The following is a 17,717-nucleotide window of genomic DNA, read 5'->3' on the forward strand; positions in this document are numbered from 1 at the left end:
GGGCTTATTTAGGGTTAGTGAGTATATTTTGTAAATTAATTTCTAATATGGAAACGGGAGTTGCAGGCGCTTTAGAGAGGCCTTCTCCATCTATCTGAGTAACTTTTTGTTTAAAGAGGTGAAGCGCTTTGGTGTGCTTGTATAATTCTTTGTCAAAATTGGGTTCCCAATCTCCAATGTTTTCATCAGAAAGGTCTTTTACCTGCCATATAGAATCGGCTTTAAGATCTTTGAAGGCCAAAGAAATTTTACTTCCTCGAAGATCATCTCTAAAAATTAGACCCAAAATCTTCTTACCTTGATTCTCATAGATAAAAAGTTCGGGGCGAGAGATCGGTATTTTCTTAGTACCGCCACCACCAAGCTCGAAACCAGAGTTACGGAATGCCGTATTCTCCTTTTTCCAGATTCCATCTTCTAGATAAACGACTTGGTATTGCGTTTTTCCTTCTTCATTCCAGTAATTGGCAATAAAGGGATTTCCTGCTTTATCAGTAGTCATCGAAGTCTGATTGATCAAACTGCTGTTTTGCGGAATCCTATAGGCATATTCAGCAGTGCTTTCAGTTATAGGTCCGTTATAGATTTTACCTGTTGAAAGCTCCCAAGTTTCTCCTCCGTCAAGAGATCGCGCATAAGCGATGTCGTGATTGGTGCTTACGTCCCAAGTCTCGCGCCATACCCAAGAAAGATGCACCGTACCTTGAACATCTACATAAGCTTGCCAATAGGCATTGCGCAGCTCTTCCCCATCGATTAAATTATTGTGCAGCTGTCGCCACGTTTTATCTGCTGTGTCATATCGGTTTAAAATCAAAGTGCCTCTACCCGACTGCCCAGACCGATACATAAACAGTACATCCCCATCAGGAAGATTATAAAATTGCGGGTAAGAAACTTTTTCTTCTTCAATACCTGTCATTTCTTGCTTTTCGCCTAACTCAAGACTCAGTGGGGCTACACTTTTTGCATACCGCAACGGGTTGTCGTGATGATCCCAGCTTACGTGCAGATAGCCTTCACCATCTACCGCCAGACTAATTGCATTGTGCGCATCTGTAGTTTTACCGGTATATTCGGTTTTATTGAGTTCCCAATCTCCATCAGGCAGGCTACGCTTGGCCAAAACTACGTGCGCATCCTTATCGTAATAAGCGGTAAACTGAGTGGTATTAAATGTGGTAACCGCGTTCTGTCTAAAAATTACCGTGTTTACGGAATTTGCAGACCAGCCAAGACCAATTTCCTTTTCTTGTAAAGTTGTACTAGGTTTTAAAGCATTACAGCTGTTGAGGGCAAGCGCACTTGCTATAACTAGAACAATTAAAAATCTTTGTTTTTTCATATATTGGCTTATAAATGTATCGAAAACATTTATAAATTTTGACTATACTTGTTTCCCCAAGATAGTTTCTTTAAGAAAACGTGAATTATAGTATATTATCTAAATACTGATTTTGATTACTCAAAATTATTTTTTACGAAATCGAAATAGTTTTAAAGTCATTGTACAATTTTCTTAAAACCTTTTGGCTATTAAAGGGTAGGAAATGATTTTTTATAGGGGGTTAACTGTTCAAACCGCTATAAACACTGGAATACAAAGCAAGACTAGCCGGTGGCTGATCTCAAGAATAACGTAATCTCAAGTTTTATGTTTACGAAAATAAGCCTATTTATACTCCTCCTTACACAGGTATGCATTGGCCAAAATGATAATCACGACAGACAACTTACCTTTTATAAGCTCGATACCGAAGATGGGCTTTCTAACAATCTCGTGCGTGTAATAGAACAAGATACGCTTGGCTTTATTTGGATTGGCACCGCCGATGGTATCAACAGATATGACGGTAATGATTTTACGGTTTTTAGAAAAGAAAATTCGGCGCTTGCAAACAATTATCTTCAGAATATTGTACATCACACCAATACAGGAAATCTTCTTGTAGGTAGTGATGGTGGTTTTGATCTTTTTAACTTAAAAACCAATTCATTTGAGCATTATAACGCTGCAAACACCATTCTTTCTAACAGTGTGAATTCATTTGCATTCACAAAATCAGGAACGATTTACGCCGGAGATTTTGGAATTGGCATCCGCGTTTTTAAAGATCAAAGTCAACAAAAAGTATTTAAACACGAAGCTCAAAATTTACGCTCCTTGTCCTCAAATGAGATCATTTCACTTCACGTGCAAAATGATTCAATCCTATGGGTAGGTACGCGTCACGACGGCTTGAACAAAATAAACCTAAAAACTCAGGAAGTTGCTCGAATACCAATACATGGTCGTACGAACTTTAGGGTAAATGCACTTTTTATGGATCGCGATGATCACTTGTGGTTAGGCACGAATGAAGGAATCAAAATACTAACTCAAACAACTGCTCTTGCCCCAACAATTATAGAAGGTTTAGCAGGAAGCGACATTACAAGTTTTGAGGAGGATGCCTATGGAAGAATCTGGGTAGGTACTTACGACGAAGGACTTAAGATCATAAGTAAATCTAAGTCACTAAAAGGTTTCAATGATCTTAGCATAACCAATTATTTACCGAAAGATGATGGTACCAGTGTGTTTAATGCTACCGTTTTTTCGATTAAAAAAGATCGAAGTGGGAATATGTGGCTGGGCACTTATGCCGGTATAAATTATGTGAATCCCCGGGGCGAGCCGGTGAAATTGATCACAAACAGTTTAAATGGAACCGAACGCATAACGCACAACCGCATTAATGCTATTGCAGAAGATGCTTCCGGAAAATTGTTTATAGGTACAGACGGCGGCGGTGTGGATCAATATGATCCTAAAAACAATACTTATACGTATGCTATTTTTAACGAAGCCAACGCTCTAAAAAGTAACCACGTTTTAAGTTTATTACAGGACACTAACAATCAATTATGGATTGGCACCTACCTGGGTGGTTTAAGCAAGTTTAACAAGACCACTAAACAATGGCAGCATTATCTACAAGGAGAACAAAAAGATGGGAATGATGTTCGCGTATTATACCAGGCTAAAAATGAACATATTTGGGTAGGTACAAACAGAGGCGGACTATTTCTATATGACAACGCGCAGGACAACTTCAAATACATTGCTGAACTGGGAAAGGTTGATGTACGCGATATCGCTGAGGATAGTCAAGGCAATCTGTGGTTGGCAACCTATGGCAATGGGATCATTCATTTTAATTTAGAAAATGAACATAGCACACATTATAATTCAGAAAATCTTGAGGGGTTAACAACCAATGTGGTATTTAGTATTGTGATCACAGAAGATGATGCGATCATCGCCGGTACTAAGCATGGAGGCCTTGTCCATTTTAATCCGGAATCAAAAAAAGCGCTCAATCTTAGAGAAGATGATGGGTTGAGCAATAATACCATCAACAGCATCATTGCGCACGATAGCAACTCTATTTGGTTGGGAACTTTTAAGGGAATAAGTAAATACGATCCCATCAGTCATAAAATAGAAAATCTAACCCGCTTTAATAATATTCATAAAAGTGAGTATAATCCCGGTGCTGCGCTCAAGGCTGAAAACGGAGCGCTTTATTTTGGGAGTAATAAAGGTCTGAATCAATTTCGCCCTGAAAATTTAAAAAACTACACAACTTCTGAAGCCTTAGTTATTAAAGACTTACTCGTTTTTAATGAATCGGTTGCAATAGAACCCACGAATAAAAAGGCCATACTCAATCAGGCAATGCCTTTTCAAGAGTCGATACAATTAAACGCAGAAAATACGGTCTTCTCTATAGATTTCACAAGTTTAGATTTTCCGATCGCTAACAATACCCAATACTCGTATATTTTAGAAGGTTACAACGACCACTGGATCGATCTCAAAAACAGCAACCGCATCAACTTCAGTAATATTTCTCCGGGTTATTATACGCTAAAAATTAAAGCCGAAACACTCGCTTCAACTCCTTTGTATAAAGAGTTAGCTTTAACTATTTTACCTCCGTTTTGGCAAACCTGGCCTGCTTATCTCTTCTATATCGTCACGTTAATCATTTTAATTTACAGCGGATTGAGATATTATTCAGAACGCGTTTACCTCAAAAACTCATTGCACTTTGAGCAGAAACAACGCAGATTAGAACACGAATTGAATGAAGAGCGGGTACGGTTTTACACGGGTTTCAGTCACGAATTAAAAACTCCCCTGACCCTTATTCTCGCGCCCTTAGAAAATCTACTTGATGAAATTGTTCACAAACAACATCGTAAAAGTCTCAAACTGATTAAGCGTAATGCGCATAATCTACATCAGTTTATCAACAAACTTCTAGAATTCAGAAAAAGTGAAGAAGGACTCAGTCAATTGACCTTAAACAATTATAACCTAACTAAAAATTTGTCTAATTGGCTTGGGGTCTATGAACCGCTGCTAAAAAAGAAAAATTTAGACCTGGTGATTCAAATGTCACAAACACCTATTTATATCTACTGTGATCTGGAGAAAATTCAGGTGATTGTGAACAATCTGATCAGTAATGCTATCAATTATAGTCCCGAAAACAGCACGATCAATATTGAACTTTCTCAAGATGAAGAAGCGGTGTTTTTAAAAGTTATTGATCACGGAAGCGGTATTAATACGCAAGATCTCGAGCACATCTTTGAGTGGTACTATCAAGCCAATACCACTTTAAAAAAAGACGGAAGCGGAATTGGGCTGGCACTCAGCCGAAGGTTTGCTTTACTGCATAACGGCACCTTAGCCGTAGCAAGTAAATTAGGCTCAGGAAGTACATTTACCCTCAAACTACCTAAAGATGATAGTTTAGTAGACGCCTATCTCGAAGAAGGTAAACACGCTTCTGAAAACAAAAAATTCATTGAAGCATCTATTCAAAGTGCCACCGAGAATGGTATTGAAACGCAGGCCACACAAGCTATGCGCATTAAACCAGAAAGTCAGCGCGCACTCATTTTATTAATTGATGACAATCCGGATATATTAGACTTTCTAGACACCTCGCTTTCTCAAAATTATGATCTGATTCAAGCTGAAAATGGTGAAGAAGGTATTGCGCAAGCTTGCAAACACGTTCCTGATTTAATTATTAGCGACGTTATGATGCCCATAAAAAATGGAATAGATCTGTGTAATTATATTAAGAACAGAAAAGAAACCTCGCATATTCCTATCATTTTACTTTCGGCTAAAAGCAATACTGAGATGATCGCAACAGGATATACTGAAGGTGCTGACGATTATATTTTAAAACCTTTTAACTTACAGCTATTGAAAGCCAGAATAGAAAATCTAATAGATTCACGCAAGCGGCTTTTAAAAGCATATTCTGAAAATGAAAATACGCTAGAAACTGTAGATGATGATCAAAAACGACTGCTTGATGTTGAGAAGAAATTTTTAGTAGAATTCCACCAGATAGTTGAGGGGCAAATGCAACAAGGCATTAAAACTGTTGAAGTTGTAGCGCAAGAAATAGGTATGAGCCGCTCCTCTCTTTACCGAAAAATCAAAGCAATCACCGGCAAAAACATCAACGAATATATTCGAAATATCAAACTGGACAAAGCTGCGCAACTCATCGAAAAAGAACAATTTACCATTTCACAGGCAGCGTACGAAGTAGGTTTTGGTGATGCCAAGTATTTTAGAAAAATCTTTAAAGAACGATTTGGGAAGACTCCCTCTGCCTTTAAACCGAACTAAAGCATAACACTATAAAAAAAAGCGCTCTGTATTGAACAGAGCGCTTTTACATTTTAAATTATCAAAGTTATTACTGCGCAGGGATCGTCACGGGATTAATTCCTTCTACGGTAGGCGTAACTTCAAGTATCGAACCATCTTCAGCAAAAGTCAGTTTATCTATACAAACTTCTCTGTGAAAGCCAGCCGGACCACCCATTGCGATTCCACGTGGGCGTGTAAAGCGATGGTACACAATATACCAGTCATCTGTACCCGGAACATTGATCACCGAATTATGACCGGTTCCATAAATTTCGTTTTCCTCATCTTTTTTAATTACCAAATTCTCCTCCGGAATATTTAGAGGTCCTAACGGAGTTTCTCCCGTCGCATAACGCACACGATAATTGGGGCTTCGGGTATCGTCTTCAGACCACAGGAAGTAGTATTTACCTTTTCTAAAAAACACTTCGGTCCCCTCTCTAAAAGTGCCGTCAGGAGTCATTTCTTTTAGTGTTTCTTCTTTGTAAGACATCATATCGTCATTGAGTTCTGCACCAGCCATATAGCCGTTACCCCAATAAAAATAAGCTTTTCCATCGTTTGGATCTACAAAAACATCAGGATCAATGATTTGACCGCCACCGCGTTTTATCGCCTCGGGCTTCTCCCCTACAAAAGCTTTTCCAGAATCTGTAAATGGGCCGGCCGGGTCATCTGCTGTAGCAAGACCTATGTTCTGTGCAGCAGAAAAATAGTAGAAGTATTTCAACTCCCCATCAATCTCTTTTTCAGCAATGCAAGGCGCCCAAGCGTTACGGTTAGCCCAAGAAACATCCTCAAGTAAATCTACAATGACACCTTCGTCTTCCCAATGCACCAGATCTTTTGAAGAAAAGGTCTTAAAATAGGTTCCGCTCCATCCATCAAAACCATCGCTGGTAGGATATAAATAAAACTTTTGATCTTTAGAAGAATAAATGATTTCGGGATCAGCATAGTACCCATCAAGAACCGGATTATTCGCTACTGCTGCTTCTACCGAATAGGTTTTTTGGGTTCCGTCAGGTAATTCAAGCGTATACGACTGTGCTGCACTAGAGAAATCTTTAGCTCCGGAATCTACCAATTTAACTCCCGGAAAAGTGATCAATTGCGGATCAAGAGCTGCTACGCTACTATCTGTATAAACCGGTAAATATACCGAAGCATTCTCTGCGTTGGTTACGATATTCTGAGTGCGTACAGCACCCGATTTTGAACCTACGATAAGCGGTAAATTTTCTGATGGAAAAGCTTTTAGTAACTGCGTTGCTTCGGCTTCTGTCACCGGAATGATCGTACCGTGACGCGGGTGAAAATTCATAGAAACCTTATCTGCGCCCAAAGCTTTAAAGTTTAATAAATCGGTTGACTCAGCAAATTGATATTTCCCATCAACGTACATGTCATACATCAAAATATACTTATCACTATCAATCATTTTAAATACTGAAGAACCTTCTACTGCACGATCAGTTTGATCTTTATAGCCCTCTTCAGGCACATAACCAGATGTTAAACTGTCTGAAACAGCCACACGAATTCCTTTGGTGGCGGTTCCTTCTGTTTTATAAAACATATAGTATTTGTCGTCCTTTTTAATGATGTCTGCATCGATACAGGATTTCTCATCCGGACTGTAAAAAAGTTGTTTGGGAGTGCTCTCTAACGCTGTAAAATCTTCATTAGCGTAAGCGTAATAAATGATATCATATCCGCCCGGTTGTAACATAGAGAAATACACCATATACTTACCTGCTTCTGCATCGTAAATGGTCTGCGGAGCCCAAGCTCTGCTAATATCACTAAACTCAGAAAATTCTTCAGCAAGATTGATTTGCGACGTTTCCCAGTTTAATAGATCTGTAGATTTTGCCAAAATAATTTCGGTATTGCTCCAGCCGTTATCGGTTTTCAAATCGGTTAAAACCATATAGAAATTTCCATCCTCTCCTCTTAAAATATGCGGATCGCGAACACCACCGGTAGTACTTATACTGTCTGTACTCACAATAGGTTTGTCATCATTTAGGGCGTAATAATCAAAGCCATTTCTACTTAAAGCATAATGCACGGCTTCTTCCCCAGCCCTATTACCAGTGAAGTAAACAAAAAGATACGCGGTGTAATCGTCGGCAGTCTTTGTAGTATCGCAAGAATAAAAGACTTGAGATGAAACAAGCAGCGCGAGGATAAAGACCAATCGAAATTTAAACATGTTATAAAATTTAGAGTGTTTGTATAAGTCTCAGAAAGTTCTGAAACCAAATTCAAGCCAATTTTCAAAAATTCTAGAATCGGCTTTACAAATAAAATAAAAATAAATGTGTTTAATACATTTATAATGCGAAAATTTAAATTTTCAGTTTTTTATTCCTCATCAAAACGACTTTAAAAGTTTATTTATAACAAAAAAATTAGGTTTAAAATAGCAAATTCTTAAAGATTATTTTGATGAATTATGCATTTCAAATGCATAGCATTAGGGCCAAAAGTCCCCATTATACCTATCCTGCACCATCACCCCCCTATTATTAATTGATAAGCCCCCGATATACAAAACGCATTTTATAGAACATTGAACTCTGATTAAACGCTTATAAACAATTAAACACATTAAGCTAGATGTTCAACTAATACTTATTCTATGAAACAAAACATGTTACAATTAAAATCAATTGCGATTTGCAGTCTTGTAATGTTGTTGTTATGCTTTTCTTTTGATGTTAAAGCTACAACGATATCGCAACCGCAACAGACTGTTTCCGGTACAGTTACCACAGCGGCAGATGGTATGCCACTTCCCGGAGTTACGGTTGTTGTAAAAGGTACTTCTAACGGTACCACAACTGATTTTGACGGAAACTACGAACTTGAAGTTGCTGCAGACGCTGTGCTCTCTTTTTCTTATGTAGGAATGAAAACGATTGATATTCCAGTAGACGGTCAATCTACGATTAATGCCCAGTTACAAGAAGATCTTGGGGTTTTAGACGAAATCGTTGTCGTTGGGTATGGTAGTCAAAAGAAGTCTGATGTAACGGGCTCCGTGGCTTCGGTTCCTGAAGAACGTTTAGAAAACCTACCGGTGACTAACGTAACCCAAGCTATTCAAGGTACTACTGCTGGACTAAATATAAGTCAAGGTTCTTCGGTGCCAGGTTCAACCGGATCTATTCAAGTGCGCGGTATCAATTCAATCACAGGAAGTACGAGTCCATTTATTGTTTTAGATGGTGTTCCATTTACAGGTACTTTAAACGATATCAACACTAGAGATATTCAGTCTATTCAAATTCTAAAAGATGCTTCTGCGGTTGCAATTTACGGTACACGTGGGTCTAACGGAGTTATCCTTATTCAAACTAAAAGAGGAACCAGCGGTGATCCTGTGATCAATTACAGCACGTATGGCGCAATTGAAGAATTTGCAAATGTGCTTGAACCCTTAGGTCCAGATGCTTATGTGCAGAAATACGCAGATTTTTTCAGCCAAAATAATCCTGGAGCAGAACAAGATCGTATTCTTGAAAATCAGTCTGAAATCGACAATTACAATGCCGGGATCACTACAGATTGGTTTGATATTGCGACCCGCAGCGGTGTTATTCAGGAGCATAACTTAAGTATTCGCGGTGGAAGCGAGAAAACCAAATATTTTGTATCCGGAAGTTATTTGGATCAAAAAGGGGTTATTGAAGGTTATGATTATCAAAAATTCACCCTGCGTTCTAATATAGACGTTCAACTCACCGATTATTTAAAGGTAGGTCTTAATGCATTTTTTGCTAATAATAATTTTGACGGTGGTCGCGCAAATTTACTTCTGGCAACCGCTATGAGCCCCTACTCTGTTCCTTATGATGAGAACGGCGAACTCATTATCAACCCAATGTTGCCAGAGTTGCTTTATGAAAATCCGTTGTTGGGTCTAACTACAGACCGCGTACAGCGCGAGCGTACTTTATCAGGTAATGTTTTTGCTGAAGTTACTCCGGCATTTGCCGAAGGTTTAAGCTATAGAATTAACGCTTCGTACACGTTTAATCCGTATTTATATCGCAACTATACCGGTCGTGCTGCAAATAATAACAGAGGTACAGCAAATGTAGGCGGTGATGAAGAAAAAGTATGGATTATTGAAAATATCCTAAAATACTCTAAGAGCTTCGGGAAACATAATTTTGATTTAACCGCTTTATATAGTGCGCAAGCCAATGAGTTTTTCCAAGAGTCTCTTACAGGTACCGGTTTTGTAAACGACCAGTTATCGTACAATAATATTTCGGCAGCAGAAAATATCACCGGTGATACTTATAGCAGTAGATCTACGCTCTTATCACAAATGGGACGACTAAATTATAATTATGACAGTCGTTATCTGCTTACGTTTACAGTACGTCGCGATGGGTATTCAGCCTTTGGTTCAAATACCAGTAAATATGGTGTATTTCCATCTGCAGCATTAGGGTGGAATATTCACAAGGAAGCATTTATGGAAAATGCTGATGTCATCAACAACTTGAAGCTAAGATTTTCTATTGGTGAAACGGGTAACCGTGGGGTAGGAATTAACCAAACTCAAACCCGTGCAGGTACATTGCTTTATCCATTTGGCGGGCAGTCCTATACGGGGACTTACATCGCCGGTTTAGGTAACCCAAACTTAAAGTGGGAAACTACGGTTTCTGGAAACCTTGGTGTTGACTTTGGCTTACTAAATAACCGCATTAATGGATCGTTTGAAGTCTATAAATCAAAAACCGAAGATCTTCTTCTTAACCGAAGCATCCCGGCTCTGACAGGTACTACCAGTATTATTGAAAATATAGGTGCGGTAGAAAACAGAGGTTTTGAATTTACTATAAACAGTACCAATATTGACACCGGTGATTTTAGATGGGAGAGCAACATCAACTTTTCTACTTATAAAAATGAGATTCTTGATCTTTATGGCGATGGCGAAGATGACATCCCAAGTAGATGGTTTATTGGTAAATCACTAGGTGCAATTTATGATTACAAAATGGTTGGTGTATGGCAAGAAGGTGAAGACACAGGTAGCTTTAATGCCAATCCAGGAGATTTAAAATTTGAAGACATTAATGGTGATGGAGTGATTGAACCAGAAAACGATCGCGTATATTTAGGTTCAAGCCTGCCTAAATGGACCGGCGGTTTGACAAATACCTTCTCTTACAAAAACTTTGATTTATCGTTCTTTATTCAGACCGTTCAAGGAGTCTTAAAAGGTAACCCTGATATCAATTATGGGGATGAATTATCAAGACGTAACACCCCTTCTAACGTAGGATACTGGACACCAGAAAATCAAAGCAATGAATTTCCTTCTCTTGTTTATCGTAATACTTTGGGCTACGGCTATCCTAGAGATGCAAGTTACGTAAGATTAAAAGATGCGCGTCTCAGCTACAGATTTCCTATTGAAAAAATTGAGCGTTTTGGCCTTGATAATTTAATGATCTACGTAGCCGGAAGAAATTTATATACCTGGACAGATTGGATAGGCTGGGATCCAGAAAGTAGCCAATCGTATAGAGGGTCTGGAGATTGGACTAACAACTACCCAGTTGTGAGAACATACTCTATAGGACTTAATGTTTCGTTTTAAAATGGCTAATCGAAAAAAGATACACTTTATGAAAAATATATCTAAACTTACACTTATACTGCTTAGCCTAAATATCTTCATATTTAGTTCTTGCGGTGATGACTTTCTAGAAGAAGAAATTCGTTCTGACTTTACTCCAGAAACACTTAACGATGAATTGGGGTATCAAGCCCAGCTCGTGGGACTTTATCAAATGCTGAGTACTTTTTATACCCGAAGCGGGCAACAAGGTTGGTTATCTGTATGGCAAGCCGGTACAGATATCGTATGGCCTACAGCACCGCAAGGAGTTGAAGTACCGTATTACAAGTACAATCAATTAACTACAGATGACAGTGCAGCATATCAAAGCTGGGAGCTTTGGTACAATATGGTTGAAAATACTAACAGTATTATCGCCAGCATTGAGGCCAATACTTCAGAAGAACTTTCTCAAGAAGAAAAAGATGCTATTAATGCCGAAGCTCGCTTTTTTAGAGCTTATGCGTATAATAATTTGGCAACGCTTTTTGGTGGAGTTCCTCTTATTACAGAGCCGGTAACTGAAGCTCGTTTTGATTACACCCGGAATTCTCTGGAAGAAATAAATGCTCAGATTGAAACAGATTTGCAATACGCTACCGCAAATCTTGCAGATCCCACAAACGCTCCTCAATTTGAAGCACGCGTGCATAAATATGTGGCGCATCAATTATTGGCAGAGTTCTACCTAAGATCTGGACAACCTGATCTGGCTGAAGATCAAGCCGATATTATTATAAATAGCAATGCCTTTCAATTAGTTACAGAACGTTATGGAGTGAAAGCAGGTGAAGAAGGAGATCCTTTTTCTGATATGTTCTTTAAAGGAAATCAGCGTCGTTCTCAAGGAAATACTGAAGCTATTTGGGTCTTAGAAAATGAGAACCCTGCAGATGTGCGTGGTGGTTCAAGTGGTTCTCCTCAACAACGTCGTATTTGGGGTGCTGGCTACCATAACGTAAATGGTATGATCCCGGCAGATTCGTTAGGTGGTAGAGGAATTGCACGTATTCGTCTTAACAACTGGGTCATCTATGATCTATATGATGAAGGAGACATGCGTAACTCTAAACATAACATCCACAAGCGATTTAGATACAATAATCCTGATCCTAATTTTTCTGATATTTATGGCGAACTCGTGCCTTATGAAGGGATTGATACACTTGCCAGAATTCAACCTTATTCGTTAAAATGGGGGCATTTTGATCCTGCAGATGTATTTGGTTTTGGGATGTGGAAAGATTTCATGATTATGCGTTTAGGTGAAACCTATTTACTAAAGGCAGAAGCGCAAGTGGCTCAGAACAATCCGGGTGGTGCTGCAACTACTATTAATGTTTTAAGAACACGCGCAAATGCTCCTCAGGTAACTGCAGGAGATATGAGCCTTGATTTTATACTCGATGAGCGCGTACGTGAATTGCTCGCTGAGGAAAACCGAAGAATGACCTTAATGCGAACCAAAATGCTCGTAGAGCGTGCTACGCGACTTAACATTCAGGATGAGGGTATTCCGTTACCTCAAACAATGCGTATTGAAGGACTGCAAGAATTTCACGAGTTGTTCCCCATACCTCTTCGCGAGATTCAACTTAATAAAGAAGCAGAGTTAACTCAAAATCCTGGTTATACTGGGAGTTAATCATTGGGTTAAAATTTGTTTGTGTGAAGCGCTGTGTAAAAACAGCGCTTTTTTTATTAATGCTAGTTGAGCATAGCAGTTCTTCTATTTACTATCGTTATAGTAGACTGATCTCAAAAGTTTTAAATATCCTTAACGGAAATATGTCCTGCTTCCGCTTAACTTCAAAGTAAATTCTACAAAACGCTGGGCTTATGTTAGACTATTTTGACTCACAAACCTCAAAATTTTTGCTCATTACCATTCTTGCAGGAATGGTCTTTTTCGGCTTGATTTTCTATTTTCTAAAGAAATTGGGCAAAAGCCCTAAGAATATTCTACCGGTCAATTTCGCCGGAAAAATGAGACTTCCGCTCGCGCTATTTATGTTGGCGCTTGTGCTTAAAATCATCAAAACTAACGATCGCATTTTAGAATTTATAGAGGAGAACTTTTTGAGTCATGTAAGTACGTTGCTCTTTATTTTAAGCATCACTTGGATTTTAATCGTCATTCTCAAAGCATTTAAAAGAAATATTCTTTTAAAATATGATATGAGTGCTTCAGACAATGTTCACGCGCGTAAAGTCTATACGCAATTTACCGTACTCGAACGTGTGCTTATGTTTTTGATCATTCTTTTTGCGGTAAGTATCGCCCTTATGAGTTTTGATAGCATTCGCTCTATAGGTGTGAGTATGTTGACTTCCGCCGGAATCGCAGGGATCATCATTGGTTTCGCTGCACAAAAAGCTCTAGGTACTTTGATGGCGGGGATTCAAATAGCGTTTACGCAGCCTATTCGTCTAGATGATGTCGTGGTCGTCGAAGGAGAATGGGGACGTATAGAAGAAATATATCTTACCTATGTGGTTGTAAAAATCTGGGACAAACGCCGTCTGGTACTGCCTACCACCTATTTTATCGAACAACCTTTTCAAAACTGGACGCGCAATTCTTCTGATATTTTAGGTACTGTTTTTATCTATACAGATTATAACGTGCCTTTTGATGCACTTCGCGAAGAGCTCACCAGAATTCTTAAGAATACTGACTTATGGGATGGTGAAGTTAACGTGCTTCAGGTGACTGATACCAACAACGAAATGGTAGAAACCCGAGCCCTAATGAGCGCCATTGACTCCCCTACTGCCTGGGATCTACGTGTACACGTAAGAGAAAAATTGGTCATTTTTATCCAAGAAAATTATCCGCATAGTTTACCGCGTACTCGTGTAGAAATGCAATCGCGCAAGGATAGTGATAAGGTTGAAAAAGCAACTAAAGAACCAGACAAATCAGATTTACTCAGAGATAAATAATTGAGATCTTAACGGGATAGGCAATTTAAATAACAGAACTTTGCACTCCCCTTAGATTTAAATTATGAGTAAAACAGAATCTGCAGTAAGCGCTACGTACTTCAGTATCATTGGCAATACGGTGCTGGCGATCGCTAAAGCTTTGGCCGGGATCTTTGGTAATTCTTATGCTTTGATCGCTGATGCCATTGAGTCTACCGCAGATATTTTTGCTTCACTTCTGGTACTATTTGGTTTAAAATATGCTGAAAGACCTGCAGACGACAATCACCCGTACGGTCATGGTAAAATTGAACCGCTCATTACCTTTATGGTCGTTGCTTTCTTGGTGACATCTGCAACGGTGATCGCTTACGAGAGCGTTCAAAATATTTTATTGCTAACGCCTCAAAAACCACCAAAACTCTGGACACTTATCGTGCTGGCAGTAATCATAATTTGGAAAGAAATCTCCTTTAGAATTGTACTAAAACGCAGCAAGGAAACCAATAGTTCTTCACTTAAAGCTGACGCTTGGCACCACCGTAGCGATGCGATCACTTCGGTAATGGCATTTATAGGGATTTCTGTTGCTTTGATCTTTGGGGAAGGCTTTGAGACTGCAGACGATTGGGCAGCCCTCTTTGCTTCGGGGATTATTCTGTATAACGCCTATCTTATTTTCAGGCCTGCTTTAGGCGAAATTATGGACGAAAATCGCTATGATGATATTATCGAATTGGTACGCATCAAAGCATTAGAAGTTCCGGGAGTTTTAGATACCGAAAAAGCGTTCATTCGCAAAGCCGGAATGAGTTATCACTTAGATTTGCACGCCATTGTAGACGGAAGCATTTCGGTGGCTAAAGGGCACGAGATCGCCCATCGATTACAAGACTATTTAAAAGAAGAAATTCCCAACCTCAACTTTATTTTGATACACGTTGAGCCTGGGAATCCCTCAAAAATTTAAGCTATTGCATTAGCTAGATATTATAGACCTGCAGCAGCGTCTTGATCTAAAAACCAATGCAATTCGCCTTGTTTAGGCGCTACTAAACTCGCAGGAAATTCTTTATAACCATCGTGCTTTTTATGAATCGCAGTTACCTTTTCTTCTTTTCCTGCTCCGGTAACTAAAAACGCTATGGTTTTAGCATTGTTCACGATCTTACCGGTAAAGGTCACGCGCTTTTGCCCAGAATCAGGGTGTTTAGCCACACGACAATTCTCTGGCATATCCCATAATTCAATATTGTACGGAAAAATAGAAACGGTGTGCCCATCATCTCCCATTCCTAACATCACGATATCAAAATAAGGAATACCGTTAGCCTTTGGTAATTGCTCATCAAGCACTTTTGAATAGCGCTTTGCTTCCTCTTCAGGATCGTCTTCTCCTTTGATTCTAAAGATATTTTCTTCAGGAATATCAATTTTAGAAATCAGGTGTTCTACCGTCATTTTGTAGTTGCTCTCATCATCAAAAGGCGGCACGCAACGCTCGTCTCCCCAATACAGGAACACTTTGGTCCAATCAATATCTGCACCGTATTCTTTGGCTAAATGGTCAAAAACAATCTTTGGAGTGCTTCCGCCGGAAAGTGCGATATGCACATCTTCTCCGGTGGTACATTTTTCTTTAAAAAATTCAGAAAATTCTTCAGCAACAAGCTGCTTCGTTTCTTTGATATGTAAATCCATTTCTGGAATAATTTTAATTAAAAATTCAGTTTAAATAATACAGAATCCGGTTTCATCGGTAAGCAACTCTCCCGGATTTCTCCAGCCATTGCTATCTTCGATCAAATCATCAGAATTCTTAGGGCCCCAGGTTCCGGCAGGATAACCGTAGGTTGGTACATCTTTATCATTTGCCCAATATTCTAGAATAGGATCAACAAATGCCCAAGCCGCTTCAACCTCATCAGCACGCGCATAAAGGGTTGTATCTCCTTGCATCGCGTCAAGCAATAAACGCTCGTAAGCATCCATAATATTTTTGTCGGCAAGACTGCTGTAGTAAAAGTCCATATTCGCGCGCTCTACTTTAAATCCTTGACCCGGAACTTTTACACCAAACTTGATCAGAATACCTTCATCCGGCTGAATACGAATCACCAGTTTATTGTCTTTATTATTGATGTCCTGCTCTTTAAATACTTGGTGATGCGGCGTTTTAAAATGAATTACCACTTCGGTAACCTTAGTAGGCATGCGCTTAGCGGTACGCACATAAAACGGGACATCCTTCCAACGCCAGTTATCAACAAAGAATTTGATCGCTGCGTAGGTTTCGGTTTTAGAATCAGGGTCTACTCCTTCTTCTTCACGATAGCCTTTTACGCGTTTGCCATCAATGCTAGAAGCAACATATTGTCCTTTCATTGTATGATCAAAAAGCGTTTGCGTATCGGTCATTCTACGTATAGACTTCAGCGCTTTTACCTTTTCGTTATGGATCTCGTCAGCATCAGCACTAATGGGTGGTTCCATTACAATTAAAGAAACAATCTGCAGCAAGTGACTTTGAAACATATCACGTAAAGCTCCAGACTTGTCGTAGTAGCCTCCACGCTTTTCTACACCTACAGTTTCAGCATTTGTGATTTCTACATGGTGAATGTAATTACGGTTCCAAAGCGGTTCAAAAATAGAGTTTGAAAAACGGGTGACCATTAAGTTTTGTACGGTTTCTTTACCTAGATAATGGTCTATTCTGTAAATCTGCTTTTCTTTAAAATACTTCTGCAACCCGGCGTTAAGCTCTTTTGCAGTTTCCAGACTGTAACCAAAAGGTTTCTCAACAATGATACGTCTAAATCCTTTATCTGTACCGGAACCTTTTGTTAACCCTTGGTCAGAAAGATTTTTTGAGATGGGCTCAAACAAGCTCGGTGGCGTAGAAAGGTAAAAAGAATAATTACCATCAAGACCGTGCTCCTCGTTTAGTGAGGTAATACGTTTGTTAAGTTTGCTGTATTCAGAATCATAATCATCGCCTAGATCTGAATAAAACATCATGTCTGCAAATTTCTTGATGAACTCGTCATCTTTCTTTTTGAGTTTATCTTTTAAAAACGGACTCTCGTAAACAACGCGTTTTCTAAATTCTTCATCACTCATATCACTCCTACTCGCTCCTAGCACTGCAAAATTTTCGGGAAAATGTCCTCCCTCATATAAGTTGTACAAAGCAGGAATAAGTTTACGGGCAGTTAGATCTCCAGAAGCTCCAAAAATGACCAGGAGCTGATTAGATGTTTTATTCATAAGAATAATTATTTTTCTATTTTTTGATTCGTTAGGTGGTTATTTACAATTATAACATGAGTTTATAGAATAAAGGGGTAAAAAGTCAATGTTATCATTTAATTTTGACCATAACCAATACAAAAATAAGGCATC

The 17,717-nt window shown here is 39.0% G+C and carries 9 protein-coding genes; 5 read left to right on the forward strand and 4 right to left on the reverse strand.

The genetic code is table 11. The features are described from left to right. Window positions 1-4: 4 nt before the first annotated feature. Window positions 5-1,345: a BNR repeat-containing protein gene (locus LDL79_RS00250; RefSeq protein WP_225598680.1), complete on the reverse strand. Its 1,341-nt coding sequence runs from the start codon at window positions 1,343-1,345 to the stop codon at window positions 5-7. A gap of 309 nt (window positions 1,346-1,654) precedes the next feature. On the opposite strand from LDL79_RS00250, the gene LDL79_RS00255 reads away from it, so the two are divergent. Continuing rightward, window positions 1,655-5,707: a hybrid sensor histidine kinase/response regulator transcription factor gene (locus LDL79_RS00255; RefSeq protein ID WP_225598681.1), complete on the forward strand. Its 4,053-nt coding sequence runs from the start codon at window positions 1,655-1,657 to the stop codon at window positions 5,705-5,707. 70 nt (window positions 5,708-5,777) lie between these two features. On the opposite strand, the gene LDL79_RS00260 is transcribed toward LDL79_RS00255, so the two are convergent. Continuing rightward, window positions 5,778-7,949, reverse strand: coding sequence for a glycoside hydrolase family 43 protein (locus LDL79_RS00260; protein ID WP_225598682.1), 2,172 nt, complete (start codon window positions 7,947-7,949; stop codon window positions 5,778-5,780). Between the two features lie 429 nt (window positions 7,950-8,378). Here LDL79_RS00260 and LDL79_RS00265 point away from each other — a divergent pair, with 429 nt between their 5' ends. The 4 genes from LDL79_RS00265 to LDL79_RS00280 all read left to right on the forward strand — a co-directional run bounded on the left by LDL79_RS00265 (window position 8,379) and on the right by LDL79_RS00280 (window position 15,282). Next, the gene (locus tag LDL79_RS00265; RefSeq protein WP_225598683.1) at window positions 8,379-11,363 is read left to right on the forward strand and encodes a SusC/RagA family TonB-linked outer membrane protein; all 2,985 of its coding nucleotides are present in this window, start codon (window positions 8,379-8,381) and stop codon (window positions 11,361-11,363) included. 28 nt (window positions 11,364-11,391) lie between these two features. Continuing rightward, a complete protein-coding gene (locus LDL79_RS00270; protein WP_225598684.1) occupies window positions 11,392-13,029 on the forward strand; it encodes a RagB/SusD family nutrient uptake outer membrane protein in 1,638 nt (545 codons plus the stop codon). Window positions 13,030-13,223: 194 nt separating this feature from the next. Continuing rightward, window positions 13,224-14,330, forward strand: a complete 1,107-nt coding sequence (locus LDL79_RS00275; protein WP_167596833.1) for a mechanosensitive ion channel family protein — start codon at window positions 13,224-13,226, stop codon at window positions 14,328-14,330. 64 nt (window positions 14,331-14,394) lie between these two features. After that, a complete protein-coding gene (locus LDL79_RS00280; RefSeq protein ID WP_225598685.1) occupies window positions 14,395-15,282 on the forward strand; it encodes a cation diffusion facilitator family transporter in 888 nt (295 codons plus the stop codon). Between the two features lie 20 nt (window positions 15,283-15,302). Here the strand turns inward: LDL79_RS00280 and pgl are convergent, their stop codons facing one another. Both pgl and zwf read right to left on the reverse strand, forming a co-directional pair. Then, window positions 15,303-16,013 carry a 6-phosphogluconolactonase gene (gene pgl / locus LDL79_RS00285; RefSeq protein ID WP_225598686.1) on the reverse strand — a complete coding sequence of 237 codons (711 nt, stop codon included), beginning with the start codon at window positions 16,011-16,013 and terminating at the stop codon, window positions 15,303-15,305. A 30-nt stretch (window positions 16,014-16,043) separates the two neighbouring features. Next, complete coding sequence (zwf, locus tag LDL79_RS00290) at window positions 16,044-17,582, reverse strand: glucose-6-phosphate dehydrogenase (protein WP_072982490.1); 1,539 nt, start codon at window positions 17,580-17,582, stop codon at window positions 16,044-16,046. Window positions 17,583-17,717 lie beyond the last annotated feature (135 nt).

The sequence above is a fragment of the Leeuwenhoekiella palythoae genome (assembly GCF_020310025.1).
Classification (GTDB): Bacteria; Bacteroidota; Bacteroidia; order Flavobacteriales; family Flavobacteriaceae; genus Leeuwenhoekiella; species Leeuwenhoekiella palythoae.

Excerpts from the sequence above, each read along its gene's own strand:
- LDL79_RS00250 (WP_225598680.1), bottom strand. The coding sequence starts at position 1,345 with ATGAAAAAACAAAGATTTTTAATTGTTCTAGTTATAGCAAGTGCGCTT.
- LDL79_RS00255 (WP_225598681.1), top strand. The coding sequence starts at position 1,655 with ATGTTTACGAAAATAAGCCTATTTATACTCCTCCTTACACAGGTATGC.
- LDL79_RS00260 (WP_225598682.1), bottom strand. The coding sequence starts at position 7,949 with ATGTTTAAATTTCGATTGGTCTTTATCCTCGCGCTGCTTGTTTCATCT.
- LDL79_RS00265 (WP_225598683.1), top strand. The coding sequence starts at position 8,379 with ATGAAACAAAACATGTTACAATTAAAATCAATTGCGATTTGCAGTCTT.
- LDL79_RS00270 (WP_225598684.1), top strand. The coding sequence starts at position 11,392 with ATGAAAAATATATCTAAACTTACACTTATACTGCTTAGCCTAAATATC.
- LDL79_RS00275 (WP_167596833.1), top strand. The coding sequence starts at position 13,224 with ATGTTAGACTATTTTGACTCACAAACCTCAAAATTTTTGCTCATTACC.
- LDL79_RS00280 (WP_225598685.1), top strand. The coding sequence starts at position 14,395 with ATGAGTAAAACAGAATCTGCAGTAAGCGCTACGTACTTCAGTATCATT.
- pgl (WP_225598686.1), bottom strand. The coding sequence starts at position 16,013 with ATGGATTTACATATCAAAGAAACGAAGCAGCTTGTTGCTGAAGAATTT.
- zwf (WP_072982490.1), bottom strand. The coding sequence starts at position 17,582 with ATGAATAAAACATCTAATCAGCTCCTGGTCATTTTTGGAGCTTCTGGA.